At 65.5% G+C, this 24,259-nt stretch carries 25 protein-coding genes and 1 pseudogene; 12 read left to right on the forward strand and 14 right to left on the reverse strand.

Annotated features, from left to right (window positions below; all coding sequences use genetic code 11):
- Window positions 1-12 precede the first annotated feature (12 nt).
- Window positions 13-552, forward strand: a complete 540-nt coding sequence (infC, locus tag ACFDR6_RS05905) for a translation initiation factor IF-3 (protein WP_085969949.1) — start codon at window positions 13-15, stop codon at window positions 550-552.
- A gap of 65 nt (window positions 553-617) precedes the next feature.
- Here the strand turns inward: infC and ACFDR6_RS05910 are convergent, their stop codons facing one another.
- A complete protein-coding gene (locus ACFDR6_RS05910) occupies window positions 618-1,022 on the reverse strand; it encodes a hypothetical protein (RefSeq protein WP_212083106.1) in 405 nt (134 codons plus the stop codon).
- 285 nt (window positions 1,023-1,307) lie between these two features.
- Between ACFDR6_RS05910 and rpmI the strand changes: the two genes are divergently transcribed.
- Entirely contained in the window at window positions 1,308-1,508 is a 201-nt protein-coding gene (gene rpmI, locus ACFDR6_RS05915; RefSeq protein WP_008539890.1) for a 50S ribosomal protein L35, read from the forward strand.
- 80 nt (window positions 1,509-1,588) lie between these two features.
- The gene (gene rplT / locus ACFDR6_RS05920) at window positions 1,589-1,948 is read left to right on the forward strand and encodes a 50S ribosomal protein L20 (protein WP_212083103.1); all 360 of its coding nucleotides are present in this window, start codon (window positions 1,589-1,591) and stop codon (window positions 1,946-1,948) included.
- Between the two features lie 8 nt (window positions 1,949-1,956).
- On the opposite strand, the gene ACFDR6_RS05925 is transcribed toward rplT, so the two are convergent.
- A complete protein-coding gene (locus ACFDR6_RS05925; RefSeq protein ID WP_375857734.1) occupies window positions 1,957-2,370 on the reverse strand; it encodes a hypothetical protein in 414 nt (137 codons plus the stop codon).
- Window positions 2,371-2,522: 152 nt separating this feature from the next.
- Between ACFDR6_RS05925 and pheS the strand changes: the two genes are divergently transcribed.
- Genes pheS through ACFDR6_RS05940 form a run of 3 tightly spaced genes read left to right on the forward strand, consistent with a single transcriptional unit; the run spans window position 2,523 to window position 6,777 of the window.
- The gene (gene pheS / locus ACFDR6_RS05930) at window positions 2,523-3,605 is read left to right on the forward strand and encodes a phenylalanine--tRNA ligase subunit alpha (RefSeq protein ID WP_212083097.1); all 1,083 of its coding nucleotides are present in this window, start codon (window positions 2,523-2,525) and stop codon (window positions 3,603-3,605) included.
- On the forward strand, window positions 3,602-6,010 hold the full coding sequence (gene pheT, locus ACFDR6_RS05935; protein ID WP_375857735.1) for a phenylalanine--tRNA ligase subunit beta: 2,409 nt from the start codon (window positions 3,602-3,604) through the stop codon (window positions 6,008-6,010). The genes pheS and pheT overlap by 4 nt, the downstream gene beginning before the upstream one ends.
- Window positions 6,007-6,777, forward strand: coding sequence for a sulfite exporter TauE/SafE family protein (locus ACFDR6_RS05940; RefSeq protein WP_375857736.1), 771 nt, complete (start codon window positions 6,007-6,009; stop codon window positions 6,775-6,777). The genes pheT and ACFDR6_RS05940 overlap by 4 nt, the downstream gene beginning before the upstream one ends.
- A gap of 63 nt (window positions 6,778-6,840) precedes the next feature.
- Here the strand turns inward: ACFDR6_RS05940 and ACFDR6_RS05945 are convergent, their stop codons facing one another.
- The gene (locus tag ACFDR6_RS05945) at window positions 6,841-8,229 is read right to left on the reverse strand and encodes a flavin monoamine oxidase family protein (RefSeq protein WP_375857737.1); all 1,389 of its coding nucleotides are present in this window, start codon (window positions 8,227-8,229) and stop codon (window positions 6,841-6,843) included.
- Between the two features lie 192 nt (window positions 8,230-8,421).
- Here ACFDR6_RS05945 and ACFDR6_RS05950 point away from each other — a divergent pair, with 192 nt between their 5' ends.
- Window positions 8,422-9,399, forward strand: coding sequence for a YiiX/YebB-like N1pC/P60 family cysteine hydrolase (locus ACFDR6_RS05950; RefSeq protein WP_212083055.1), 978 nt, complete (start codon window positions 8,422-8,424; stop codon window positions 9,397-9,399).
- Window positions 9,400-9,497: 98 nt separating this feature from the next.
- Here the strand turns inward: ACFDR6_RS05950 and ACFDR6_RS05955 are convergent, their stop codons facing one another.
- Window positions 9,498-9,773: a metal-sensitive transcriptional regulator gene (locus tag ACFDR6_RS05955; protein ID WP_212083052.1), complete on the reverse strand. Its 276-nt coding sequence runs from the start codon at window positions 9,771-9,773 to the stop codon at window positions 9,498-9,500.
- A 50-nt stretch (window positions 9,774-9,823) separates the two neighbouring features.
- Here ACFDR6_RS05955 and ACFDR6_RS05960 point away from each other — a divergent pair, with 50 nt between their 5' ends.
- The 3 genes from ACFDR6_RS05960 to ACFDR6_RS05970 all read left to right on the forward strand — a co-directional run bounded on the left by ACFDR6_RS05960 (window position 9,824) and on the right by ACFDR6_RS05970 (window position 13,761).
- Window positions 9,824-12,283 carry a heavy metal translocating P-type ATPase gene (locus ACFDR6_RS05960; protein WP_375857738.1) on the forward strand — a complete coding sequence of 820 codons (2,460 nt, stop codon included), beginning with the start codon at window positions 9,824-9,826 and terminating at the stop codon, window positions 12,281-12,283.
- 81 nt (window positions 12,284-12,364) lie between these two features.
- Window positions 12,365-12,811 (forward strand): nickel-responsive transcriptional regulator NikR, encoded by a 447-nt coding sequence (nikR, locus tag ACFDR6_RS05965; protein ID WP_317241730.1) that lies wholly within the window; start codon window positions 12,365-12,367, stop codon window positions 12,809-12,811.
- A 209-nt stretch (window positions 12,812-13,020) separates the two neighbouring features.
- Window positions 13,021-13,761, forward strand: coding sequence for a sulfate transporter family protein (locus ACFDR6_RS05970; RefSeq protein ID WP_375857739.1), 741 nt, complete (start codon window positions 13,021-13,023; stop codon window positions 13,759-13,761).
- On the opposite strand, the gene ACFDR6_RS05975 is transcribed toward ACFDR6_RS05970, so the two are convergent.
- From ACFDR6_RS05975 to nth, 3 genes and pseudogenes are all read right to left on the reverse strand, one after another.
- Window positions 13,714-15,393, reverse strand: a complete 1,680-nt coding sequence (locus ACFDR6_RS05975) for an MFS transporter (protein ID WP_375857740.1) — start codon at window positions 15,391-15,393, stop codon at window positions 13,714-13,716. The two genes, ACFDR6_RS05970 and ACFDR6_RS05975, sit on opposite strands and share 48 nt — an antisense overlap.
- A pseudogene (locus ACFDR6_RS05980) lies at window positions 15,380-16,518 on the reverse strand (HlyD family secretion protein). The gene ACFDR6_RS05975 and the pseudogene ACFDR6_RS05980 overlap by 14 nt, the downstream one beginning before the upstream one ends.
- Window positions 16,519-16,548: 30 nt before the next feature.
- The gene (gene nth / locus ACFDR6_RS05985; protein ID WP_375857741.1) at window positions 16,549-17,301 is read right to left on the reverse strand and encodes an endonuclease III; all 753 of its coding nucleotides are present in this window, start codon (window positions 17,299-17,301) and stop codon (window positions 16,549-16,551) included.
- Between the two features lie 22 nt (window positions 17,302-17,323).
- Here nth and ACFDR6_RS05990 point away from each other — a divergent pair, with 22 nt between their 5' ends.
- Window positions 17,324-17,857 carry a DUF2244 domain-containing protein gene (locus ACFDR6_RS05990; RefSeq protein WP_375857742.1) on the forward strand — a complete coding sequence of 178 codons (534 nt, stop codon included), beginning with the start codon at window positions 17,324-17,326 and terminating at the stop codon, window positions 17,855-17,857.
- 55 nt (window positions 17,858-17,912) lie between these two features.
- Complete coding sequence (locus tag ACFDR6_RS05995) at window positions 17,913-18,809, forward strand: bifunctional helix-turn-helix domain-containing protein/methylated-DNA--[protein]-cysteine S-methyltransferase (RefSeq protein WP_317241736.1); 897 nt, start codon at window positions 17,913-17,915, stop codon at window positions 18,807-18,809.
- Window positions 18,810-18,939: 130 nt separating this feature from the next.
- Here ACFDR6_RS05995 and ACFDR6_RS06000 read toward each other — a convergent pair whose 3' ends face one another.
- From ACFDR6_RS06000 to dnaJ, 7 genes are all read right to left on the reverse strand, one after another.
- The gene (locus tag ACFDR6_RS06000; RefSeq protein ID WP_212083011.1) at window positions 18,940-19,563 is read right to left on the reverse strand and encodes a 2,3-bisphosphoglycerate-dependent phosphoglycerate mutase; all 624 of its coding nucleotides are present in this window, start codon (window positions 19,561-19,563) and stop codon (window positions 18,940-18,942) included.
- Window positions 19,564-19,590: 27 nt separating this feature from the next.
- Window positions 19,591-20,406 (reverse strand): 4-hydroxy-tetrahydrodipicolinate reductase, encoded by an 816-nt coding sequence (gene dapB, locus ACFDR6_RS06005; protein WP_212082996.1) that lies wholly within the window; start codon window positions 20,404-20,406, stop codon window positions 19,591-19,593.
- Window positions 20,407-20,590: 184 nt separating this feature from the next.
- A complete protein-coding gene (locus ACFDR6_RS06010; protein WP_212082993.1) occupies window positions 20,591-20,902 on the reverse strand; it encodes a DUF1330 domain-containing protein in 312 nt (103 codons plus the stop codon).
- Window positions 20,903-21,002: 100 nt separating this feature from the next.
- Window positions 21,003-21,716: an orotidine-5'-phosphate decarboxylase gene (gene pyrF / locus ACFDR6_RS06015; protein ID WP_212082990.1), complete on the reverse strand. Its 714-nt coding sequence runs from the start codon at window positions 21,714-21,716 to the stop codon at window positions 21,003-21,005.
- A 6-nt stretch (window positions 21,717-21,722) separates the two neighbouring features.
- Complete coding sequence (locus ACFDR6_RS06020; RefSeq protein WP_375857743.1) at window positions 21,723-22,301, reverse strand: NADPH-dependent FMN reductase; 579 nt, start codon at window positions 22,299-22,301, stop codon at window positions 21,723-21,725.
- Window positions 22,302-22,358: 57 nt separating this feature from the next.
- Window positions 22,359-22,958, reverse strand: coding sequence for a class I SAM-dependent methyltransferase (locus tag ACFDR6_RS06025; RefSeq protein WP_027534962.1), 600 nt, complete (start codon window positions 22,956-22,958; stop codon window positions 22,359-22,361).
- Window positions 22,959-23,046: 88 nt separating this feature from the next.
- Window positions 23,047-24,177: a molecular chaperone DnaJ gene (gene dnaJ, locus ACFDR6_RS06030; RefSeq protein WP_212082971.1), complete on the reverse strand. Its 1,131-nt coding sequence runs from the start codon at window positions 24,175-24,177 to the stop codon at window positions 23,047-23,049.
- Between the last annotated feature and the right edge of the window lie 82 nt (window positions 24,178-24,259).

The raw sequence follows: 24,259 nt of genomic DNA on the forward strand, positions 1-24,259 counted from the left end.
GGAGAACCACCCATTCGCCGTCCTAATAAAGCTCCGCCCGCTGCCAGCAAAGACGGGCCGCGCATCAATGATGATATCCGCAATGCGCAGATCCAGCTGATCGATCAGACCGGTGACAATAAGGGCACGGTCGAGACGGTCTTGGCCATCAAGATGGCCCAGGAAGCCGGTATGGATCTGGTCGAGATTTCGCCGAATGTCAGCCCTCCCGTCTGCAAGATCATGGACTACGGGAAGTACAAGTACTCGGCACAGAAAAAAGCCGCCGAAGCCCGCAAGCGGCAGAAGACCGTCGAGATCAAGGAGATCAAGCTCCGTCCGATGATCGACGATCATGATTACGACGTGAAGATGCGCGCGATGCAGCGGTTCTTCGAAGAAGGCGACAAGGTCAAGATCACGCTGCGCTATCGTGGCCGCGAAATGGCGCACCAGGAGATCGGCACCAAGCTTCTGGACAAGATCAAGACCGACGTCGCCGAGCTCGCCAAGGTCGAGCAGGACGCACGCTTCGAGGGTCGCCAGGTCGTCATGGTGCTGGCGCCGCGCTGACGCCGGTTTGTTTGGAACGAGAGAGTTCAACGGCCCGTCCGGATCTCCGGCGGGCCGTTTGTGTGTCAGGTCCGCGTCGCCTGCCAGGTGCCGCTGCACTGGTCTCCGAAAATGATCCCCTTCCACGACCCGGTGCCGTTCACACGGGCGAGCCGGCCACCGCCGCTGGCATGGGACGCGCCGACCGAGACATGGACCGCGACTGCACCGCCGCGATTGACCCTGCCGGAAACCCGGCCGCCGCCGGCGGACGAGACCCGGCTGCCGGTCACGGCGAACGGGACGCTGTAGCCCGAGCTGCAATTGCCCCGCGTGGTGGCGAAAGTGACATTCCAGACGCCGTCATAGCTGCCGACGCGGGCGTCGGCGGTCGACGGCAACGCAGCCGTTGCCAGCACGACGAACAGCGCCAGACGGCGCGGGCGGGCGAACGCGGTCAAAGACGGAAGTAACTGGGAAAAATGGGCCATTTTGGTCCCGCTCCGGGCGACAGACTTGGACATGAGACTCGGGCATGAGAGACGCAATTTCCGGATAGTCGCCGGGCAGGTTCCGGCGGTTCATCGTTGCCAATGGGCTTGTCCTCTGGCATAAGCCCAGCCTTCATCGCCCGGCTGATTAAGGGCTGCCGTGGCGGTGTTTCGTGCGGGTTTCGCGCTTGTTCGTAAAAACCTGAGCACAATCAACGCTCTAACGAGCATTTTGACGGCCAGCCGCCTTCGCGGGCGGATCTCTGTGGCCATTAGGAGAGCCAAATGCCCAAGCTGAAGACCAAATCGGGCGCTAAAAAGCGCTTCAAGGTGACTGCCACCGGCAAAGTGATGCACGCCCAGCGCGGCAAGCGTCACGGCATGATCAAGCGGACGAAGAAGCAGATCCGTCAGCTCCGCGGCACCCGCGTGCTGTTCAAGACCGACGGCGACAACGTCAAGAAGTACTTCTTGCCGAACGCCTGATCGCGTCCACGATCATTGCCAACCGTGCCGCGTCATGCGCGGCAATCCGATAACCAAAGTTATCTCTGAAGGATTTCGTCATGTCTCGCGTCAAACGCGGTGTGACCGCCCACGCCAAGCACAAGAAAGTCTACAAGGCCGCCAAGGGCTTCTACGGCCGCCGCAAGAACACCATTCGCGCCGCCAAGCCGGCGGTCGAGAAGGCGATGCAGTACGCCTTCCGCGATCGCAAGCGCAAGAAGCGGACGTTCCGCGCGCTGTGGATCCAGCGCATCAACGCAGCCGTCCGTCCGTTCGGCCTGACCTACAGCCGATTTATCGACGGCATGGCCAAGTCCGGGATCACCGTGGACCGCAAGGTGCTGTCGGATCTCGCGGTCCACGAGCCCGCCGCGTTCCAGGCCATCGCCGAGAAGGCCAAGGCCGCGCTGGCGGCGTAAGGCTTGCGCTAGCGGGCCTTCTGGCCCGCAGACTGCAGCGCGCGTTGCGAGTAACGCTGGGCGACCTCCGCCCGGCAGAATGCCGTAAACGACCGATACATGGTGCCGGACTTGCTCCGGTACTTGACGTCGCATGCGTGCATCTCGCGCTTGTAGGCCTGCGCCCGCGCGGCGCTGAGGCCGGGCTTGAAATCCGCCTCGCACTTCGTCTCGACGGCGGCGCCGAGCTCGACATCGCCGCTCGCGGTCAACTGGCAGTCCCTGAAGACCTTCATCGCGCTTTCGCAACTCTTCTGGCTGCTGATGGCGGCCGCGACCTCGTCCAGCGTCATCGATTGCTCCATGCAGACCATGGCGCGCGCCGGGGTACCGGCAATGGACAGAACAGCGGCCAGAACGGCCCAACAGCATTTCGAAGGCATCGCGAAGGTCTCCTCGTATCCTTCCTTGGTGGCCCGCGCTCTCGCGAGGTTCACCCCAGCCAAGCGGGAGCCCCAAAACACCGGGTTTTTGCTTGACGTTACGCCCTTCCGGCGGCGACAACCCAGCCGAATTTGGAGCCAAGGATTTGACTGTGTCCGACCTCGCAACGCTCGAAACATCCATCCTCGACCAGATCGCCGCCGCCGGCGATGAAGCCGCGCTCGAAGCGGTGCGCGTCGCAGCCCTCGGCAAGAAGGGCTCGATCTCGGCGCTGCTCGCCACGCTCGGCAAGATGTCGCCCGACGAGCGCAAGACGCAAGGCGCGGCGATCAACCAGGCCAAGGACAAGATCACCGAGGCGCTCGCCGCACGACGCGATGTGCTGAAGTCCGCGGCGCTCGATGCGCGGCTGGCGTCGGAGACCGTCGACGTCACCCTGCCGCTGCGCGACGCGCCGACCGAGGCCGGCCGCATTCATCCGCTGAGCCAGGTCTGGGACGAGCTGACCACGATCTTCGCCGACATGGGCTTCTCGGTGGCCGAAGGCCCGGATATCGAGACCGACGATTACAACTTCACCAAGCTGAATTTCCCCGAAGGCCATCCCGCGCGCGAGATGCACGACACCTTCTTCTTCCATCCGAAAGAAGACGGCTCGCGCATGCTGTTGCGCACGCACACCTCGCCGGTGCAGGTGCGCACCATGCTGAGCCAGAAGCCGCCGATCCGCGTGATCTGCCCGGGCCGCACCTATCGCATCGATTCGGACGCGACCCACACGCCGCAATTCCACCAGGTCGAGGGCCTCGTCATCGACAAGACCTCGCATCTCGGCCACCTCAAATGGATCCTGCACGAGTTCTGCAAGGCGTTCTTCGAGGTCGACCACATCAACATGCGCTTCCGGCCCTCGTTCTTCCCGTTCACCGAGCCGTCGCTGGAAGTCGACATCCAGTGCCGCCGCGACAAGGGCGAGATCCGCTTCGGCGAGGGCGAGGACTGGCTCGAGATTCTCGGCTGCGGCATGGTGCATCCGAACGTGCTGCGCGCTTGCGGCATCGATCCCGACGAGTACCAGGGCTTTGCCTGGGGCATGGGCATCGACCGCATCGCCATGCTGAAATACGGCATCGCCGATCTGCGCCAGCTGTTCGACAGCGACGTCCGCTGGCTGTCCCATTACGGCTTCAAGCCGCTCGAAGTGCCGACGCTTGCCGGAGGGCTGAGCTCGTGAAATTCACTCTTTCCTGGCTGAAGGACCATCTCGACACCGACGAGCCGCTGGAAAAGCTCGCCGAGAAGCTCACCATGATCGGGCTCGAGGTCGAGAACATCGAGGACAAGGCGAAGGCGCTCAAGCCTTTCACCATCGCGAAGGTGATCTCGGCCGAGCAGCATCCGAATGCGGATCGGCTGCGGGTCTGCATGGTCGACACTGGCGACGGTGGCGCGCCGGTCCAGGTAGTGTGCGGCGCGCCGAATGCGCGCGCGGGCCTCGTCAGCGTGTTCTCGCCGCCCGGGACCTATATCCCCGGCAAGGACATCACGCTCGGCGTCGGCACCATTCGCGGTGTCGAGAGCCGCGGCATGCTGTGCTCGGCGGCGGAGCTGCAGATCTCCAACGACCATGACGGCATCATGGAATTGCCGGCCGATGCGCCGCTCGGCGCTGCTTACGCCGAATGGGCGGGGCTCGGCGATCCCGTGGTCGAGATCAACCTGACGCCGAACCGCCAGGACTGTACCGGCGTGCACGGCATCGCGCGCGACCTCGCCGCCGCCGACATGGGCAAGTTCAAGGACCCCACCGTCAAGCCGATCAAGGGCGAATTTCCCTGCCCGGTGAAAGTCACGGTCGAGGATTCCGCGCTCTGTCCGGGCTTCGCGCTTCGCCTCGTGCGCGGCGTCAAGAACGGGCCGTCGCCGGAATGGCTGCAGAAGCGGCTGACCGCGATCGGGCTGCGGCCCATCAACGCGCTGGTCGACATCACCAACTTCATGACCTACGACCGCGCGCGTCCGCTGCACGTGTTCGACGCGAAGAAGGTGAAGGGCAATCTCGTCGTGCGCCGGGCTCGCGACGGCGAGAGCCTGCTCGCGCTCGACGGCCGCACCTACAATCTCGATCCGTCGATCTGCGTGATCGCGGACGAGCACGGCGTCGAATCGCTCGCCGGCATCATGGGCGGCGAGGCCTCGGGCTGCGATGAAAACACCACCGACGTGCTGATCGAATCGGCGCTGTGGAACGAGATCAACATCGCCCAGACCGGCCGCAAGCTCGGCATCAATTCCGATGCGCGCTATCGCTTCGAGCGCGGCGTCGATCCGGCCTTCATGGTGCCGGGCCTCGAGCTCGCGACCAAGCTGGTGATGGAGATGTGCGGCGGCACGCCGTCCGAAACCGTCGTGGTCGGCAAGGCCTTCGGCGACGATCATTTGATCGAATTCCCGATCAGCGAGGTCAAGCGTCTGTCCGGCATCGAGGTGCCGCAGCCGGAGATGAAGCGCATCCTGACCCATCTCGGCTTCATGATGGCAGGCCCCGGTCCGGTCGTGAAGGTCGCGGTGCCTTCGTGGCGCTCGGACGTGCACGGCAAGGCCGACATCGTCGAGGAAATCGTCCGCATCTTCGGCGTCGACAAGGTGCCGATGACGCCGTTCGAACGCGGCGAGGACGCACGCAAGCCGGTGCTGACATCGCTTCAGCTGCGCACCCGCCGCGCCAGGCGCGCGCTCGCAAGCCGCGGCATCATCGAAGCGGTGACATGGTCCTTCATCACGAAGTCCGCAGCGCAATTGTTCGGCGGCGGGCAGCGCGAGCTCGAAGTCGCCAACCCGATCGCGTCGGATCTCTCCGACATGCGTCCGACCCTGCTCGCGGGTCTGATCACGGCCGCGCAGGCGAATGCCAATCGCGGCGTGAGCGATGTGGCATTGTTCGAGGTCGGTCAGGTCTTCAAAGGTGATCGCCCGCAGGATCAGTTCATGGCTGCAAGCGGCGTTCGCCGCGGCTTTGCCTCGTCGGAAGGCCTGGGACGGCACTGGTCCGGTTCGACGCAGGCAAATGTGTTCGGCGCCAAGGCGGATGCGCTGGCGGTGCTGGCTGCCGCAGGCGCGCCGATGCAGGCGCTGCAGATCGTCGCGGGCGGCCCGAAATGGCTGCATCCCGGACGATCCGGCACGATCCAGATCGGTCCGCAAAACGTGCTCGGCACTTTCGGCGAAGTGCACCCCAGAGCGCTCGAGGCGCTCGGCGCCGATGGGCCGCTTGTCGTGTTCGAGGTGATCCTCGACCGCATCCCCGAGGCGAAGAAGAAGCCGACGCGCGCCAAGCCCTTGATCGAGCTCTCGGCGTTCCAGCCGGTGTCGCGCGACTTCGCTTTCATTGTCGACCGCGCCGTCAAGGCCGGCGACATCGTCCGCGCGGCGCAAGGCGTCGACAAGAAGCTGATCACCGGCGTCAATGTCTTCGACGTCTACGAAGGCAAGGGCATCGACGACGGCAAGAAGTCGATCGCCATCGCGGTCACGCTTCAGCCGCGCGAGAAAACCCTGACCGATCAGGAGATCGAGGCCGTCGGCGCCAAAATCGTGGCCGAGGTCACCAAGAAGACCGGCGGCACGTTGCGCGGATGAGTCCTGCTGACTTCCTTCCGAAGGACGTCAACCTCACGATCGCGGCGGCGCTCTGCGCCGTCGCTTTCGTTTCCGGCACCGCGCGCGGCTTTTCCGGCTTCGGCTCGGCGCTGATCTTCATGCCGCTGGCGAGCAGTATCGCGGCGCCGCGGCTGGTTGCCGCCCTGCTGCTCGTCATCGATTTCATCGCGGCCGCGCCGCTGCTGCCGGACGCATGGCGGAAGGCTGACCGCAAGGCCACCGCGGTGATCGTGCTGGGTGCGCTGGTCGGCGTCCCCGTCGGCACTTATTTCCTCAGCGTGCTCGAGCCCGTCACGACGCGCTGGATCATCTCCTGTTTCGTCGCCGCGCTGTTGCTCCTGCTGCTGTCGGGCTGGCGCTATCGCGGCAAGGACCACGCCTGGCTCTCGGTCGGCATCGGCAGCCTCTCTGGCTTCTGTAGTGGCCTCGCACAGACCGGCGGTCCGCCGATCGTCGGCTATTGGCTCGGCCGCCCCATCGCTCCGATCGTCGCCCGCGCCAATATCGTACTGTTCTTCGGCGCGTCGGATTTCTTCTCGATGGTCAGCTACGCGGCCACCGGCCTGATCTCGCGCGAGTCGCTGCTGCTATCGCTCATCGTCGGCCCGGTCTATGCGGCGGGTGTCGCGTTCGGAGCCTCGCTGTTCGGCCGGGCCAGCGAGCGGGTGTTTCGCGGCATCTGCTACGCGCTGATTGCGATGGCGGTGATTGCCGGGCTGCCGGCGCTGGACGGGCTGTTGCGATAAACCACTGCCGTCGTTACTGCGAACGCAGGGACGACAGCGGAGTGTTTTGGCGACTTAGTTGCCCTATTGCCGCGGCGCCCTACGCTTCTTCGTCGACTGCGTCGGTACATCCGCCGGATCATCCTTGAGCGCGCCGATCTTGCGCAGGGCCGCATCCGCGGCTCGTTCGCCGCTTTCCCAGGCGCCATCGACAGTGCCCCACAGCGTCTCATGGGTGGCCTCGCCGGCGAAAAACACATTGCCTATCGGCTCCGCCAAGACCCTTCGCGAGAGTTGACCGCCGGGGGAGGCCGCCGACATGGCGCCCATCACGAAAGGCGACGCATTCCAGCGCGTGGCGCTGGTCTTCTGCACGGCGGAAGCGGCCTCGCTGCCGAACAATTTCGCGATCCATTCCCTGGCGAAGGACGCCATCGCCTTTTCGCCCTGCTCGGAGAGATCGCGGCCGAACGCGCCGCCGACGTCGATGGAGCAGAGCGAGGAGCCCCCGATATTGGCGAACATGAGCGCCGTGCGCGTCGAATTGCTCTGCTCGATCAGGATATCGTCGCGCGACAGACCGAGCGGATTGCCCGGCAATTGCAGCATGATACGATCGTAGCTGCCGAGGCCGAGTTTCGACGCCGCATCCAGCGTGCGCTTGGGGATGTCGGGCGTGAACTTGATCGCGCCTGATATCAGCACATTGGTCGAGACCGTGACGATGACCGCGCGCGCGGCAATCTTGCCGGCCTGCGTCTCCACGCTGACGTCGCGGTTGCTCCAGGCGATACGGCTCGCCGGCGTCGACAGCGCCACCGGCGCCTGCTCGCCGAGCTTCGTGATCAGCGTGCCCAAGCCCTGACGGCAGGCGATCGCCGCGTTGCGATCCTGCGCGCGTCCCTTGTCGATCGCGGACAGCTCCTTCAGGTCCTTGCCGGCGAAGCCCGCGCCCAGCATGAACTCGGCCGCGCCCGCCCAGTCGCCGAGATCCTTCGGCAGCACGGACGCGCAAGAGCTGTCCAGCTTGGCCCGCGCGGCCTCGTCGATGGCACGGTTGGCCCGCACCAGCGCAGCCAGGAATTGCTCGGTCTCGCCGGCGCGCGCGTTGCGGCGGCCGATGCGCATCTTCTGGCCCGACGGCGCCGGCAGCACGTCGAGCCCCGCGCTACGCGCCAGCCGGATCATCGGATTGGTGTCGGGATTGTGCATCCAGCGCGCACCGCGGTCGAACGGCGTGTCGAAGGTGGTGCTGTCGGTGATGCAGCGGCCGCCGATCTGGGGCGCCGCCTCCACCACGATGACCTTGCGGCCCGTGGCCATGATACGCCGCGCCGCAGCGATGCCGGCCGCCCCCGCTCCGATCACCGCGATGTCAGCCTCGCGCGGCAGCGGCGCGGCGGATGCCCGCAGGACCGGCATCGCGGCAAGGACCGCCGACGCCGAAAGGAAACCGCGGCGCGTGATTGTCATGTCATGGTTTCCGAGGACTTGCGGCGAACGGGAACAGTCAGCGAACCTTGCCGCATCTGATGTTGCACAGCAACCATCATGGTGAATCAATCGTGCTTGACCTCACGGAGTGATGAACCGAATTGCAACACGTTTCGACCATGATAGAGAAGGGAAAAAGACGGCCGGAAAAGGCCGTGGGGGGAGTCTGAAATGGGGACGGTCCTAGATTCTGTCGGCAAGCTGATTGCCGCGTACCTCTCCAAGGAGGTGCCCGGCTATGAGCCGTTCACGCCGAGCGACCCGGAGCACCTGCGCGGCGTCGTCGAGCCCGGTGACGTGCTGCTGGTCGAGGGCAACAACCGCATCTCCGGCATCATCAAATATCTGACGCAGTCGACCTGGTCGCATGCCGCGCTCTATGTCGGTCCGATCGAGGGCGCGGAGGAGCCGGACGGCGAGCCGCATGTGCTGATCGAAGCCAATATCGGCGAGGGCGTCACGTCGGCGCCGCTTTCGAAATATTTCCCCTATCACACTCGCCTCTGCCGCCCGGTCGGACTGTCCTATGAGGACCGCACCACGGTCTGTCGCTATGCGATCAACCGCATCGGCTTCGGGTATGACACCAAGAACATCGTCGATCTCATGCGCTTCCTGTTTCCGCTGCCGGTGCCGCAGCGCTGGCGGCGGCGCATGATCGCGCTCGGCTCGGGCGATCCGACCAAGATCATCTGCTCGGCGCTGATCGCGCAGGCGTTCGATGCCGTGCGTTACCCGATCCTGCCCAAGATCACCAAGGCCGGCAGCCGCGCCGCCCGCCGCGAGATCCTACACATCCGCGATTCCTCGCTCTACATGCCCCGCGACTTCGACATCTCGCCCTATTTCGAAGTCGTCAAACCCACCATCGTGCACGGTTTCGACTACACCGCCCTGCACTGGGCCGACAAGCAGAAGCCGCTCGAGGAGGTAGCGGGCACATTCAGTGTGTTTCCAGAAACGCTCCGTGCGCCGCCGCTCGTTCCTGAGGCGATTGACGAAGAGGCGTCGGGTGAGAATCCGACTGAAGAAGTGACGGCGCAGCCTGCGGAGATGCCCAGCAATTTTTCCGAGCATTTTGTGCACCTGAACGAGCTCGCGATGTACCGCGCGTGGCGTCGCAGAGCCAAGTGCGAGATCGCGGCGTAAGCGTCACCGTCGTCCCTGCGTTCGCCGGGACGACGCCTGAGTGGTGCGGGACGTCGGCTCAACAACCGTCGTTGCGAGAAGCGCAGCGACGCTGAGAACTACCGCTCCGCCCTTCCAATCACCGCCATCAGCTCCGCGATCTTCTCGCGCTGATCCGCCTTGTCGCCGCTCGCAATCGCGTGCTCGACGCAATGGGCAACGTGGTCCTTCAGGACCTCCTCCTCGACCCGGCGCAGCGCGGCGCGCACCGCCGAGATCTGCGTCACGATGTCGATGCAGTAGCGGTCTTCCTCTACCATTTTCGAGAGGCCGCGAACCTGGCCCTCGATCCGGCCGAGGCGTTTTCCGACAGATGCCTTGATGTCTTCGCGCATGAGGCCTATATACCCCCGTAGGGTATATATTGCAAGGCCGGAGCGCCGCCATGAAAGACGCCGAACACGGGCACCATCACGAGCCGGAAACCCATTCCGGATGCGGCTGTTCCAGCAAGGCTGCGCCGGCGGCCAAGCCGGCGGAGGCCTCCTGTTGCGGCGGGCACGGCGATCACGCCGGCCACGCCCATCATCACGCGCATGACCATGGTGCTGGCGCGGCCAAGGTCCTGGACCCCGTCTGCGGCATGAACGTCGATCCCGCGACCTCGAAGCACCGGTTTGACCATCACGGCGAAACCTTCCATTTCTGCTCGGCCGGCTGCCGCACCAAGTTCGCCGCCGATCCCGCAAAATATCTCGCCGAGGACAAGGCGCCCGCGCCGGAGATGCCCGCCGGCACGATCTACACCTGCCCGATGCACCCCCAGATCCGCCAGGTCGGACCCGGCAGCTGCCCGATCTGCGGCATGGCGCTGGAGCCGGAGGTGGCGAGCCTGGAAACCGGTCCCAATCCCGAGCTTGCCGACATGACGCGGCGGTTCTGGATCGGCGGCGCACTTGCGCTGCCGGCCGTGGTGCTGGAGATGGGCGGCCATCTCGCAGGCTCGCACAACTGGATCGATCAGACGCTATCGAACTGGATCCAGCTCGTCTTCGCCACACCCGTGGTGCTGTGGGCCGGCTGGCCGTTCTTCGTTCGCGGTTGGCAATCGCTGCTGACGCGCAACCTCAACATGTTCACGCTGATCGCGATGGGCACCGGTGTTGCCTATGTCTACAGCATCATCGGCACCCTCGCGCCGCAGATTTTTCCTGCCACCTTCCGCGGCCATGAAGGCGCGGTCGCCGTCTATTTCGAGGCGGCGGCGGTGATCATCGTGTTGGTGCTGCTCGGTCAGGTGCTGGAGCTGCGCGCCCGTGACGCGACCTCGGGCGCGATCAGGGCGCTGTTGCAGCTCGCCCCGAAGACCGCGCGCCGCGTCGATGCCGATGGCAGCGAGCATGAGGTCGAGATCGATGCGCTTCATGCCGGCGATCGCTTGCGCGTTCGTCCCGGCGAGAAGGTGCCGGTCGACGGCGTCATCCTGGAGGGGCGCTCCTCGCTCGACGAATCCCTGGTCACCGGGGAATCCATGCCGGTCACCAAGGAAACCGGTGCGAAAGTCATCGCGGGCACGCTGAACCAGTCGGGCAGCTTCATCATGCGCGCCGACAAGGTCGGACGCGAGACGCTGCTGTCGCAGATCGTGCAGATGGTCGCGGACGCGCAGCGCTCGCGCGCGCCGATTCAGCGGCTCGCCGACCAGGTCGCGGGCTGGTTCGTGCCCGCCGTCATCGTCGTCGCCATCGCCGCCTTTGCGGCCTGGTCGTGGTTCGGTCCGGAGCCGCGGCTCGCCTTCGGTCTCGTCGCCGCCGTCAGCGTGCTGATCATCGCCTGCCCCTGTGCGCTGGGGCTCGCGACCCCGATGTCGATCATGGTCGGCGTCGGCCGCGGTGCGCAAGGAGGCGTGCTGATCAAGAACGCCGAGGCGCTGGAGCGGATGGAGAAGATCGACACGCTGGTGGTCGACAAGACGGGAACGCTGACCGAGGGCAAGCCCAAGGTGGTCGCGATCGTGCCGGCGGCCGGCCTTGCGGAAGACGACATCCTTCGGCTTGCGGCCAGCGTCGAGCGCGCCAGCGAACATCCTTTGGCTGACGCGATCGTGCGTGCGGCCAAGGAGAAGCAGCTCGTCCTCGGCCAGGTCGAGCAGTTCGACTCGCCGACCGGCAAGGGCGCCACCGGCAAGGTCGACGGCAAAACCGTCGCGCTCGGCAATGCCAGATATCTCGCCTCGATCGGGATCGACACGACGGCGCTCGACGCCGAGGCCGAGCGGCTTCGCGGCGACGGCGCCACGGTGATCAACATGGCCGTGGATGGCCGACTTGCCGGCCTGTTCGCGATCGCCGATCCGGTCAAGGCCTCGACGCCAGAGGCGCTGAAGGCGCTGGCTGCCGAAGGCATCAAGGTGATCATGCTGACCGGCGACAACCGCACCACGGCAGAAGCGGTGGCGCGCCGGCTCGGCATCGCCGAGGTCGAGGCAGAGGTGCTGCCGGATCAGAAGAGCGCGGTGGTGACCAAGCTGCAGAAGGCCGGCCGCATCGTCGCGATGGCCGGCGACGGCGTCAACGACGCACCGGCGCTGGCCGCCGCCGAAGTCGGCATCGCCATGGGCACCGGCACGGACGTCGCGATGGAAAGCGCGGGCGTGACGCTGCTCAAGGGCGATCTCATCGGCATCGCCCGGGCACGTAAACTGTCGCAGGCGACCATGAGCAATATCCGCCAAAACCTGTTCTTTGCCTTCATCTACAATGCCGCCGGCATTCCGATCGCGGCCGGCATCCTCTATCCGGCCTTCGGCCTGCTGCTGTCGCCGATCATCGCCGCGGCGGCGATGGCGCTGTCCTCGGTGAGCGTGGTCGGGAATGCGCTGCGGCTGCGTGCGACGAAGTTATGAATGAGCTGGCAGCCCGGATGGAGCATTCGCGCCATTCGGGCTACGGTTCATGGGACACAAGCGCGACGCGGGGAAGGTCTGATGCAGCGGATTACGATCACGATCGAGGACGATCTCCTGGCGGAGATCGACGCGGCCGCGGAAGCGCGCGGCTATCAGAACCGCTCCGAGATCATCCGCGATCTCGCCCGCGCCGGCCTGCAGCAGAGCACCGAGGGGACCGCCCAGACCGGCCCCTGCGTCGCCGGCCTGGTGTATGTCTACGATCATGCCGCCCGCGATCTGTCGAAACGCCTGGTGCAGGAATTCCACGGCCATCACGACCTCGCGCTCGCGACCCTGCACGTCCATCTCGACGACAACAATTGCATGGAGATGACGGCGCTGCGAGGCGATGCCGCCGAAGTCCGGCATTTCGCCGACCACATCATCGCCGAACGCGGCGTGCGCTATGGCCGCGTGGTGATGATCCCGACCGGGGAAGGCAAGCAGGCGAAGGCGCGGAAACCCGGGCATCGGCACGGGTAGCTTGCGTGCCCCGGACGCAGCGCAGCGCCACTCGGGCGGTGCGCCGCAGAGCCCCGGCCCATCTCGCGGCGAGCTCCCGGGTCCCGGCCCAGCAGCGCGTCATTTCATGCCGCGCAGCGTCCGGGACACAGCCGTGCCTTGGGCCCTCCCTTGCCGAAACCGCCGTGCATCTCTACTTCTCGCGGGTCGTTTCGTGAAAGGACCCCCCAATGCTGGATGCCGCCGTGAAGGCGCTGTCGCAAATGATCTCGCCGCCGATGCGCTCGATCCTGTGGCGCTCGATCGGGCTTGCGCTCGTGCTGATCACCGTGCTGGCGATCGGCTTGCAGCGGCTGCTCAGCTGGTTTGCGACCTCTGGTGAGGTCTGGCTGGAGGGTCTGCTCGGGCCGGGCTGGCATACATCGATCGAAATCCTCTCCTGGATCGTCTCGATCGCGGCGGGCTTCGGGGTCGTGTTCGGCGGCGTCTTCCTGATGCCGGCAATCACCTCGCTGGTGGCCAGCCTGTTCGTCGACGACGTCGCCGACATCGTCGAGCGTGAGCATTATCCGGCCGAGCGGCCGGGCACGGCGCTGCCGTTCAACCAGGCGATCTTCGAAGGCATAAAGACCGCGCTCCTGACCATCCTGATCTATCTGATCGCGTTGCCGCTGGTGTTGTTCGCCGGCGCAGGCTTCCTGATCTTCTTCCTCGCCACCGCCTGGCTGCTCGGCCGCGAATATTTCGAGCTCGCGGCGATGCGCTTTCGCTCGCCGCAAGAGGCCAAGGCGATGCGGCGCGACAACGCCGCCACCATCTTCACCGCCGGCCTGTTCATCGCCGCCTTCGTCTCGATCCCGATCGTCAATCTGGCGACGCCGATCTTCGCCATGGCCTTCATGGTCCACATGCACAAGCGGCTGTCAGGCCCGCGGCCCGAGCTGATCGAGCCGGCGCGGCAGATGCGGTGACGCGTACGTCACCGTTAGTCCGCATTTGCGCAGCAGCATCCTGGCGAAGCCGAACGGCGCGGGCGTGAATGGGCCCGTCGGCGCGCGGGTCACCAGCGCGACGATTGCGAGCGCGGCTATCGCCAGCCAGAAGCACAGCCAGAAGCCGTCGATATAGGCGAGCACATTGGCCTCGCGCTGAACGATGCCCGCTAGCGTGCCGACCGCGCGCGGCTGCGCCGATCCCGTGCCGTGAACGGCGAAGTGATCGGCGAGCTGCTTCAGTCTCTGCACCACATCGGCATCGCCGACTGCAAGGTTCTGGCCGAGATAGAAGGAATGGACCTGCTCGCGCACGCGCAGCCAGGTGCCCATCAGCGCCACGCCGATCTCGGCGCCGCCGAGCCGCATGATCTGGATATAGGCGGCAAAGGAGGTGGCACGGCTCGGATCGGAGTTGGACAGCAGCGTGATGATCAGCGGCAATAGCGTCAGCGACTGCCCTATCGCCTGGAGCAGCACGATGCCGGCGAAATCCTCGCGCGCCCAGGCGTGGGTGAGTTGCGTACCCCAGAGATTGGCCGCGGCGAAGCAGGCAAAGCCCATGACGACCACCGTCCGCGTATCGAAATGCCGCAGTAGCCAGATCGAGACCGGCACCAGCACGAACATCGGCAAGGCGCCATAGGTCAGCAGCAGCATGCCGCTCTGCTCGGGCCTGAGCAGCGCGATGGTGGCGAGGAAGTTCGGCACCAGCGACGCATTGGACAGGCTGGTCAGCGTGTAGAGCAGGATCAGGACCAGGCCGAAGCCGATGTTGCGCGAGAACAGCACGTTCACATGCGCCCAAGGCTGCCTGACCAGCGATTCGTTGACGAGGAAGGCCAGAAACAGCACCGCGCCCGCTGCGAGCAGTGCCATCACCGTGCCGGAGCCGAGCCAGTCCAGCCGGTTGCCCTGGTCGAGCCCGGCATAGATCATCGAGACCGAGGCGCCGAGCAGCAGCATGCCGCCCCAATCGGCCTCGCGCAGCAGCGCGCGGTTCACCGGCTCGTTCGGCGTGCCAAGATAGACCATCAGGCCCATCAAGGGCGCGATCACCACGCCCTGCCAGTACAGCCATTGCCAGCCGAGATGGTCGACATAAAAGCCGACCAGCGAGGTCGATGTGTCCAACGCGAAGCCGACGCGGATCGAATAGATCGAGATTGCCGGCAGCCACCAGCGGATCGGCAGATTGCGGAACACGATCATCAGCGTCGCCGGCACGAAGGTGCCGAGCAGGAGGCCGTGCACGACGCTGAGCACGAGCAACGTCGTGTAGTCGTGCACGAAGGGAATGACGAACGAGACGGCGGCATAGACGAGGCTGGGGATGCCGAGGACGCGGCGCAGGCCGAACACCGTGGCGAGCCAGGCCACCGCAGGCGCGATGAAGATCTGCGAGCCGATGCCGGCGGTCGAGAGCCAGGCGCCCTCGTCGAAGCCGAGCGAGAATGCGCCGCGCAGGTCGGGCAGTCCGACCGTGGTCAGCCGGCTGTCGAAATTGGCGAGGAACGAGCCGAGCAGCACCGCCGCGACGGCGAACATGGGCTGCGGCGCGACGCCGCCGCGCGAGACCGGCCCGCGATCGGCATCGTCATTTTCCGCCATTTGCGCCCTTGGTGTCGATGCTGGTGACGACCGACATGCCCGGCACGAGGCGCGCCAGCAGCGGTTGGCCATCGTCGAACTGGATCCGCACCGGAATGCGCTGCACGACCTTTGTGAAATTGCCCGTTGCGTTGTCGGGCGGCAGCAGCGCCACCTGTGCGCCCGTCGCCGGCGCAATGCGCGCGACCCTGCCGCGCAGCGTCTCGCGCGGAAAACTGTCGACCGTGATCTCGACCGGCTGGCCCGGTGCAACATGCGTGAGCTGGGTCTCCTTGTAGTTCGCGATCACATAGACCTTGGGCAGCGGCACCACGTTGATGAGGTTGGTGCCGATATTGACGTAATCGCCGGGCTGCACCTGGCGCTCGCCGACAACGCCGTCGAACGGCGCGGTGATCTTCGTGTAGCCAAGCTTGAGCTTCGCGCCCGCCAGCGTCGCCTTGGCCGCCGCGACATCGGCGGCGCGCTGCTTCCTGGTGCCTTGCAGGACCTCGAGCTGATGCTGCTGGGCCGCGATCACGGCGCGGCTCGCGCGCACGTCGGCCTGCGCCTTGGCGTAAGCGGCCACTGCCTGCTCGAGGCGCTGACGCGTGCCGGATTCGGTCTGCGACAGGGATTGCTGGCGCTCCTGCTCCTGTCGCGCCTCCACTTCCATGGCTTCCGCAGAGAGGCGGGCAGCCTGGGCCTGCGCGATCGTCGCATATTGCAGCTCGATCTGGTTGGCGAGATTGTCGCGAGCGCGGCCTGCGCCGCGACGACGGCGGCTTCGGCCTGCGCGACTTGCGCCTCGTAATCGGCGGGATCGATCTGGATCAGGAGATCGCCGGCCTTGACGCGCTGGAAATCGGTGACCCCTACGGTGAGCACTTCGCCCGAGACGCGGCTCGACAGCCGCGTCAGCTCGGCGCGCACATAGGCGTCATTGGTGGTCTGGATCACGGCATTGCCGACCCATTCGTCGAAGCGCAACGTCGCCAGCGCGACGAACGCGAGCGCAACGACGACGGCAAACAGCGGGATCGCGAGCCGGCTCCAGAGCGAGGTGGCGGGGCGCTGCGTCGGCTTCGGTGGTGGGGCAGGCGCTGCGGCGGGAGGCGACGATGGAACTTGCTCTTGTTGACTCACGACTGAACCTCAAACGAACTCACCGCGATCTCACACCGTCTTCTCCGGCCACCGGCAGAGATCGTTGATCAGGCAGACCTCGCAGCGCGGCTTGCGCGCGAGGCAAGTGTAGCGGCCGTGCAAAATCAGCCAATGATGGGCATGCAGCATGAACTCCGCCGGGATCACCTTTTCGAGACCGAGCTCCACCTCGAGCGGCGTCTTGCCGGGCGCAAGCCCCGTGCGGTTGCCGACCCGGAACACGTGCGTGTCGACGGCCATGGTGTGCTCGCCGAAGGCCATGTTGAGCACGACGTTGGCGGTCTTGCGACCGGCGCCGGGCAATGACTCGATCTCGGCGCGCGTGCGCGGCACCTCGCCGCCGAATTCGCTCAGCACCTTTGCCGACAGCGCGATGACGTTCTTCGCCTTGGTGCGATAGAGGCCGATCGTCTTGATGTACTCGCGCAGGCGCTCCTCGCCGAGATCGAGCATCTTCTGCGGGGTGTCGGCGATTTCGAACAAGGCGCGCGTGGTCTTGTTGACGCCGGCATCGGTCGCCTGCGCCGACAGCACCACGGCAACCAGCAGCGTGAATGGATTGACGTGCTCGAGCTCGCCCTTCGGCTCCGGGTTGGCCTTGCGGAAACGGGTGAAGACCTCGCGGACCTCGGCCGGCGTCCAGGGTTTTGCAGCTTTGAGCGATTTCTTCGCAGGCGCTTTCGGTTTGGCCGCGACCGGCTTTGCCTTTTTATTCGGCACCGCCGCTTTGCGCGGGGCGGGCTTGCGGGTGATTTTCGCCATGATCGGGATATACTGAGGGACGATGACCACAGGCAACGAAATAGAGCGCAGCGATTCCCAAGACCCGCGCGACGTGCAGATCTTCTCTGCGCTGCTGACGCCACACCGCTCCCTGAACCGCACCGGCTTCCTCGCCTTGATGCTGTTCGTGAGCGTGGTCAGCTTCGTCGCCGGCCTCGCTTTCCTGATGATGGGGGCGTGGCCGGTGTTCGGCTTCTTCGGGCTCGACGTGCTGGTGATCTGGTGGGCCTTCAAGGCCAATTTCCGCGCCGCGCGCGCCCGCGAGGAAATCGTGGTGACCCCGTCCGAACTGCGGGTGCGGCGGATCAGCCATCGCGGCCAGGTCGCCGAATGGACGTTCAATCCGCTCTGGGTCCGCCTCGACATGGAGGTCGACGAGGACTTCGGCATCGAGCATCTCTATCTGATCGCGCGCGGCCGCCAGATCCAGATTGCGCGCTTCTTGGGGCCAGAGGAAAAGTCCAGCTTTTACAAAGGCTTGGTTGAGGCACTCAATGCCGCCAAGCGCGGCCCGACCTACAATCCGCTTCGCTGATCTCACGTCGGAAATCGGGTGGTTTCGCGCCCGTCCCTCCCCTACATTTCCGGTCATGATGACACTCGCCATACATGACCAGCGCCTGACCAAGCCGGGCCCCCAGCACGCCGCGCTGCGCGACTATGATTCGGTACGCCGGGCGATCGCCTTCATCTCGGAGAACTGGCGCGCGCAGCCGACCATCGAGGCGATGGCGGATGCGGCCGGCGTCACGCCGGATGAGCTGCACCATCTGTTCCGCCGCTGGGCCTCCATCACGCCGAAGGCCTTCATGCAGGCGCTGACGCTCGATCACGCCAAGGGCTTGCTGCGAGACTCCGCGAGCATTCTCGATGCCGCGCTCGACTCCGGCCTGTCAGGCCCGGGGCGGCTGCACGATCTCTTCGTCACGCATGAGGCGATGTCGCCGGGCGAATGGAAGAACGGCGGCGCCGGCCTCACCTTGCGCTACGGCTTCCACCCTTCGCCGTTCGGCACGGCGATCGTGATCGCCACCGATCGCGGCCTGTCGGGCCTTGCCTTCGCGGACCACGGCGAGGAGAAGGTCGCGCTCGCCGACATGACGCGGCGCTGGCCGAACGCAACTTACGTCGAGGACCACGAGGGCACGGCGCCGCTCGCGGCCCGGATCTTCGACACGAAACTCTGGCGGCCGGACCAGCCGTTGCGCGTGGTGATGATCGGCACCGACTTCGAGGTGCGGGTGTGGGAGACGCTGCTGAAAATCCCGATGGGGCGCGCAGTGTCCTATTCCGACATCGCCTGCAACATCAACAGCCCGAAGGCCTCACGCGCCGTCGGCGCGGCGGTCGGCAAGAACCCGGTCTCTTTTGTCGTGCCCTGCCACCGCGCACTCGGCAAGAGCGGTACGCTCACCGGCTATCACTGGGGGATCACCCGCAAGCAGGCGATGCTGGGCTGGGAAGCCGGGCAGCTGGGGGTGCAGTAGCGGAATTCGTAGGGTGGGTTAGCCGTAGGCGTAACCCACCTCTTATGCTTCCGCGGCGGCAGAGATGTTGGGTTACGCCAGCGACTGCGCTTCGCGCAGACGCTGTCTAACCCACCCAACGGGACTGTCCTCAGCCCGCCAGATCCAGCTTCGAGGCCACGGTCGAATCGGCGTTGAGGCGGTAGATGATCGGCACACCCGTCGCGAGCTCGCGCTTCAGAATGCCTTCAGGCGATAGCTTTTCCAGCACCATGATCAGCGCGCGCAGCGAATTGCCGTGGGCGGCGACCAGCGTACGTTTGCCGTTGAGCACGCCGGGCAGGATCTCCTGCACGTAATAGGGCAACGCGCGCGCGAGCGTGTCTTTCAGGCTTTCGCCGCCGGGCGGCGGCACGTCGTAGGAGCGACGCCAGATCAGCACCTGGTCCTCACCCCATTTCTTGCGGGCATCGTCCTTGTTGAGGCCGGAGAGATCGCCATAGTCGCGCTCGTTCAGCGCGAGGTTCTTCGAAGTCGGCAGGCCGGTCTGGCCGAGCTCGCTGAGGATGATATCCAGCGTGTGTTGCGCGCGCGTGAGCACGGAGGTGTAGGCGACGTCGAACTGAAGACCCTGTGCCTTCAGCTTGCGGCCGGCGTCGGTCGCTTCCTTCACGCCGAGCTCGGTGAGATCAGGGTCCTTCCAACCCGTGAACAGGTTCTTCAGATTCCATTCGCTCTGGCCGTGGCGCACGAGCACGAGAAGACGTTCGCTCATTGACTGCTTTCCGTTGCTGATTGTCGACTAGATATCGGCAAGGCCGAGCACGTCGGCCATGGAGTAGTGGCCCGGCTTCTTGCCATGCGCCCACAGTGCCGCCTTCAGAGCGCCATGGGCGAACAGCATGCGGTCCTCGGCCTGATGCGACAGCGTCAGGCGCTCGAACGGGCCGAGGAAGGTCACGCTGTGGTCGCCGGCGACGGTGCCGCCGCGCAACGAGGCGAAACCGATATTGCCCGGCCGACGCGCACCGGTGATGCCGTCACGGCCGCGCTCGGAATGGTCATCGAGGGCGACGCCGCGACCGCTGGCGGCGGCCTGGCCCAGCATCAGCGCGGTGCCCGAGGGCGCGTCGATCTTCATGCGGTGATGGGTTTCGACGATCTCGATATCGAAGCTCTCGTCGAGCGCCCTGGCGACGCGCTTGACCACGGCGGCGAGCAGATTGACGCCCAGGCTCATATTGCCGGATTGCACCACGACGGCACGACTGGTGACACTCTTGATCACGGCGTTGTCGGAGCCCGACAGCCCCGTGGTGCCCACGACATGCACGATACCGCGCTCGGCCGCGATCGCGACATTGGCGATGGTCGCCGCGGGCACGGTGAAATCGAGGATGCCGTCGGCCTCCTTCGACATCGCCCAGAGATCGCCGGAAAGCGTGATGCCGTTGGCGGGCAGCCCCGCGAGCACGCCGGCATCCTTGCCGAGCAGCTCGGAGCCCGGCGCCTCCAGCGCGCCGGCCAGCACCGCACCTTTGCTCTCGGCGATCGCCCGCACCAGCGCGCGCCCCATCCGGCCGCCGGCCCCAGCAACAATCAAGCGCATGTCGGACATGGTATGATCCTCTTCGGAGGCCGTTTTAGCGGGGGGAGCCAGTTCCGGCAACCGAGGGGATCAGGCAGGCTCGCCTGCGGCGGGCCCTCAGGATGAGGTCTCGTGTCGCGGCAGGATATCAGACCTCATGGTGAGGAGCCGGCCGCAGGCCGGCGTCTCGAGCCATACAGGCCGAGGTCGCGCCTCAACCGTCCGACGGCTGCGGGCCGTCATAGCCCTCGATGATGATGAGGTCGGCGACCGAGTGCGGCTGGCGCACCTTGATGTTGGCCTGGTATTCCGGTGAGTTGTAGCAGGCCAGGGCGGTTTCGTAGTCCGGGAATTCGATGACGACGTTGCGGGTGCGGCTGGCGCCCTCGACGGTGGTGAACTTGCCGGCACGCACGACGAAGCGACCGCCCCATTTCTTGAAGATTGGACCGTTGGCGACGGCATAGGGCTTGTAGCCCTCGTCACTGCTCACATCGACGCGCCCGATCCAGTAGCCTTTTGCCATTGTGCTTCTCCCTGTTGTTGCTTGAGGTGATCTCTATTTGAGCATGATCTGATCGGAAAACCGCGTCACATTTTGCGCTAACGCGGCCTTCGGGTCCGGATCATGCTCCGAGCGCCTGCGCGATCTCGGCCTGGATGGCTTCCGCAATCGCCTTCGGGTCGGCGGCTTCGACGATCGGCCGTCCGACGACGAGATAGTCGGCGCCGGCGGCGATCGCGCGGCCCGGCGTCATGATGCGCTTCTGATCGCCGGTCGCCGAACCGACCGGCCGGATGCCCGGTGTGACGAGATGCATCTGGTGGCCGACGATCTTGCGCAAGGCTCCAACTTCCTCCGGCGAGGACACCAGTCCGTCGATGCCAAGCACCTGCGCCTGCTGCGCGCGCGCCTCGACCAGCTCGGAGACGCCGAGCCGATAGCCGGCCGCATGCAGATCGTCCTCGTTGTAGGAGGTCAGCACCGTGACCGCGAGAATCCTCAGGCTCGAATTGCCGCGGCCTTCGATCGCGCCCTTCATGGTCTGTGGGTAGGCGTGCACGGTGAGGAAGGTGGCGCCAAGCCTGGTGATGCTCTCGACGCCTTGCGTCACGGTGTTGCCGATGTCGTGCAGCTTGAGATCGAGAAAGACCTTCTTGCCCTTGTCGGCGAGCTTGCCGACCAGCGGCAATCCGCCGGCATAAGCGAGCCGGTAACCGATCTTGTAGAAGGTGACGCTGTCGCCGAGACGGTTGATCGTCGCCTCCGCGGCATCGACGCTGGGCAGATCGAGCGCGACGATCAGGCGGTCCTTGGGAGCGATCTCGGCTGGCGTCATGTCACCTCACATCATGCGTTGGGAAATATCGATCAACTGCGCGACCAGCTCCTTCAACGCGGCGATGTCGCCCTCGTTCTTGAGCCTGTCCATATCGTCATAGGCCTGATCGGCAAAGGCGAGCGTGAGCTGGCTGGCTATCACGTTGGCGTGGCACGAGGTCAGGATCAGCCGCAAGGCCTGCAGCGCACGCGCCGCACCGAGCCGGCTCTGCGAGGCGCCGGCGAGCGCGAAGGCGCGGCTGCGGAACACCTCGCCGCGCGCTTCGTTCAGCTCCTGCACGCGGCTGACCCAGTCGATCGCGTTCTTGAGCAGCGGCGGCACCGAGGCGTTGTATTCAGGCGTGACGAACAGCACGCCGTGATGCGCGCCGATCATGCGCTTGAGATTGATGGCGTGCTTCGGGATGCCGGATTTGGCCTGAAGGTCGCCGTCATAGATCGGCAGCGGGAAATCGGCGAGCGATATCCGGGTGACATCGACGCCGGCCCGGACCAATTCATGGGCCATGACCGCAGCCAGCTTCGCATTGTGCGAACCGGTGCGCAGCGAGCCGGGAATGATCAGGATTTTGGGTGCGGACATCCGATCCCATGCGTTCGGCGAAACGAGCCCGCCGTGCACCGTGGGAAGCCGGCGGAATTAGTCCTTGCGATACACCCAGACGCGGGCCGGCGGAAGGTTCATCCAGATCCGTTCCGAAGCCTCTGTGGACACGCCGGGCAGCGATTTCGGGATCGGCGGCACCACCGCATAGGTGAACTGGACGAACGGCGCCCCGGGCGCGAGCGCCGTGAACGCGTCGCGGATCAGCCGCAGGCGCGTCAGCATCGGTTTTGTCACGAGCGGCAGGCCGGAGACGACCGCGGAGGCCGGCGCGCTCAGCACGTTCCAGAGCGTGTCGCGCAGGCGATAGGCATCGCCCTGCACCACCTTGGCCTGCGGATAGCGGTCGCGCAGCAGCGCGCAGAAACCGGGATTGTATTCGACGAGGACGAGACGCTTCTGATCGACACCGCGCTCGACCAGGGCCGACGTGATGGCGCCGGTACCGGGTCCAAGCTCGACCACAGGCGCGTCCGAATCGACATCGACGTAGTGAGCCATGGTCCGGGCCAACAACTTGCCCGACGGCATCACCGCGCCCATGTGCAGCGGCTTTTCGATCCACGATCTGAGAAAACGCACCTCGTCGTCGAGACGAGGCTTCTTCAACGCACGCGCGGACGATGGCAATGGCATGTCTGGACCGGACGGGACCGCAAGACCGCGGCGTGTCAGAAAATGGTCATAAAGACGTATAGGCCGAAGGCGGCACGGTCAAGCCGGGTCAACTCGCCCGATTACCGAAGAAATCCTTGACCTTGGCGAAGAACCCCTCGGACTCCGGCTGGGTGTTGCCGCTTGACAGCTTTTCGAACTCGGCCAGCAGTTCCTGCTGCTTCTTGGTGAGGTTCTGCGGCGTCTCGACCACGACCTGAACATACATGTCGCCCATCTGGCGCGACCGCAGCACCGGCATGCCTTTTGATGCAATGCGGAATCGGCGGTTCGACTGGGTCCCGGCCGGTACCTTCACCTTGGCCTTGCTCTTCTCGATGGTCGGCACCTCGAATTCGCCGCCGAGGGCGGCCGTCACCATCGAGATCGGCACACGGCAATGCAGATCGGCGCCGTCGCGCTGGAAGAACTGGTGCTGGACCAGCGACAGGAAGATGTAGAGGTCGCCGGGCGGACCACCGCGGACCCCCGCCTCACCCTCACCGGCGAGCCTGATCCTTGTGCCGTCCTCGACACCCGGGGGAATGTTGACCGACAGATTTCGCTCGCGGGTGACCCGGCCCTGACCCGAGCAGGACGGGCAGGCGTCCTCGATCATCTGGCCGCGTCCCTGGCAGCCGGGACAGGTGCGCTCAAGCGTGAAGAAGCCCTGCGACTGCCGCACGCGTCCGGCGCCGCCGCAGGTCGAGCAGGTCTTCGGCTTGGTGCCGGCCTTGGCGCCGATGCCCGAGCAGGCCTCGCAGGTGACCGAAACCGGAATCTCGATCTGCGCGGTCTTGCCGCCAAAGGCTTCCTCGAGCGTGATTTCCATGTTGTAGCGCAGGTCGGCGCCGCGCTCGCGACCGCCGCGGCCGCGCTGCCCGGCCATACCGAACAGATCTTCGAATATGTCGGAGAAAGAGGATGCGAAGCCCGCGCCGAACCCGGCACCGCCGCCGCCGCCCTGCTCGAAAGCAGCATGACCGTAACGGTCATAGGCGGCGCGCTTGTCCTTGTCCTTGAGGATTTCGTAGGCCTCGTTGATTTCCTTGAATTTGACTTCGCTGGTCTCATCCCCCGGATTGCGGTCGGGATGGAATTTCATGGCGAGCTTGCGGAACGACGACTTCAGCTTGCCTTCGTCGGCATCGCGTTCGACCTCGAGGGTCTCGTAGTAGCAGCGCTTGGTGGACGTGGACATGTCGGGCTCGGTCTATCCAATCGCGATTCAAGTCGGAGCGAAACAACGTCGCCACGCGACAACATAGGCGGCCTTCCGCCTG

The sequence above is a fragment of the Bradyrhizobium tunisiense genome (genome assembly GCF_042263385.1).
GTDB classification, from domain to species: domain Bacteria; phylum Pseudomonadota; class Alphaproteobacteria; order Rhizobiales; family Xanthobacteraceae; genus Bradyrhizobium; species Bradyrhizobium tunisiense.

Excerpts from the sequence above, each read along its gene's own strand:
- ACFDR6_RS05910 (WP_212083106.1), bottom strand. The coding sequence starts at position 1,022 with ATGGCCCATTTTTCCCAGTTACTTCCGTCTTTGACCGCGTTCGCCCGC.
- rpmI (WP_008539890.1), top strand. The coding sequence starts at position 1,308 with ATGCCCAAGCTGAAGACCAAATCGGGCGCTAAAAAGCGCTTCAAGGTG.
- rplT (WP_212083103.1), top strand. The coding sequence starts at position 1,589 with ATGTCTCGCGTCAAACGCGGTGTGACCGCCCACGCCAAGCACAAGAAA.
- ACFDR6_RS05925 (WP_375857734.1), bottom strand. The coding sequence starts at position 2,370 with ATGCCTTCGAAATGCTGTTGGGCCGTTCTGGCCGCTGTTCTGTCCATT.
- ACFDR6_RS05940 (WP_375857736.1), top strand. The coding sequence starts at position 6,007 with ATGAGTCCTGCTGACTTCCTTCCGAAGGACGTCAACCTCACGATCGCG.
- ACFDR6_RS05945 (WP_375857737.1), bottom strand. The coding sequence starts at position 8,229 with ATGACAATCACGCGCCGCGGTTTCCTTTCGGCGTCGGCGGTCCTTGCC.
- ACFDR6_RS05950 (WP_212083055.1), top strand. The coding sequence starts at position 8,422 with ATGGGGACGGTCCTAGATTCTGTCGGCAAGCTGATTGCCGCGTACCTC.
- ACFDR6_RS05955 (WP_212083052.1), bottom strand. The coding sequence starts at position 9,773 with ATGCGCGAAGACATCAAGGCATCTGTCGGAAAACGCCTCGGCCGGATC.
- ACFDR6_RS05960 (WP_375857738.1), top strand. The coding sequence starts at position 9,824 with ATGAAAGACGCCGAACACGGGCACCATCACGAGCCGGAAACCCATTCC.
- nikR (WP_317241730.1), top strand. The coding sequence starts at position 12,365 with ATGCAGCGGATTACGATCACGATCGAGGACGATCTCCTGGCGGAGATC.
- ACFDR6_RS05970 (WP_375857739.1), top strand. The coding sequence starts at position 13,021 with ATGCTGGATGCCGCCGTGAAGGCGCTGTCGCAAATGATCTCGCCGCCG.
- ACFDR6_RS05975 (WP_375857740.1), bottom strand. The coding sequence starts at position 15,393 with ATGGCGGAAAATGACGATGCCGATCGCGGGCCGGTCTCGCGCGGCGGC.
- nth (WP_375857741.1), bottom strand. The coding sequence starts at position 17,301 with ATGGCGAAAATCACCCGCAAGCCCGCCCCGCGCAAAGCGGCGGTGCCG.
- ACFDR6_RS05990 (WP_375857742.1), top strand. The coding sequence starts at position 17,324 with ATGACCACAGGCAACGAAATAGAGCGCAGCGATTCCCAAGACCCGCGC.
- ACFDR6_RS05995 (WP_317241736.1), top strand. The coding sequence starts at position 17,913 with ATGATGACACTCGCCATACATGACCAGCGCCTGACCAAGCCGGGCCCC.
- ACFDR6_RS06000 (WP_212083011.1), bottom strand. The coding sequence starts at position 19,563 with ATGAGCGAACGTCTTCTCGTGCTCGTGCGCCACGGCCAGAGCGAATGG.
- dapB (WP_212082996.1), bottom strand. The coding sequence starts at position 20,406 with ATGTCCGACATGCGCTTGATTGTTGCTGGGGCCGGCGGCCGGATGGGG.
- ACFDR6_RS06010 (WP_212082993.1), bottom strand. The coding sequence starts at position 20,902 with ATGGCAAAAGGCTACTGGATCGGGCGCGTCGATGTGAGCAGTGACGAG.
- pyrF (WP_212082990.1), bottom strand. The coding sequence starts at position 21,716 with ATGACGCCAGCCGAGATCGCTCCCAAGGACCGCCTGATCGTCGCGCTC.
- ACFDR6_RS06020 (WP_375857743.1), bottom strand. The coding sequence starts at position 22,301 with ATGTCCGCACCCAAAATCCTGATCATTCCCGGCTCGCTGCGCACCGGT.
- ACFDR6_RS06025 (WP_027534962.1), bottom strand. The coding sequence starts at position 22,958 with ATGCCATTGCCATCGTCCGCGCGTGCGTTGAAGAAGCCTCGTCTCGAC.
- dnaJ (WP_212082971.1), bottom strand. The coding sequence starts at position 24,177 with ATGTCCACGTCCACCAAGCGCTGCTACTACGAGACCCTCGAGGTCGAA.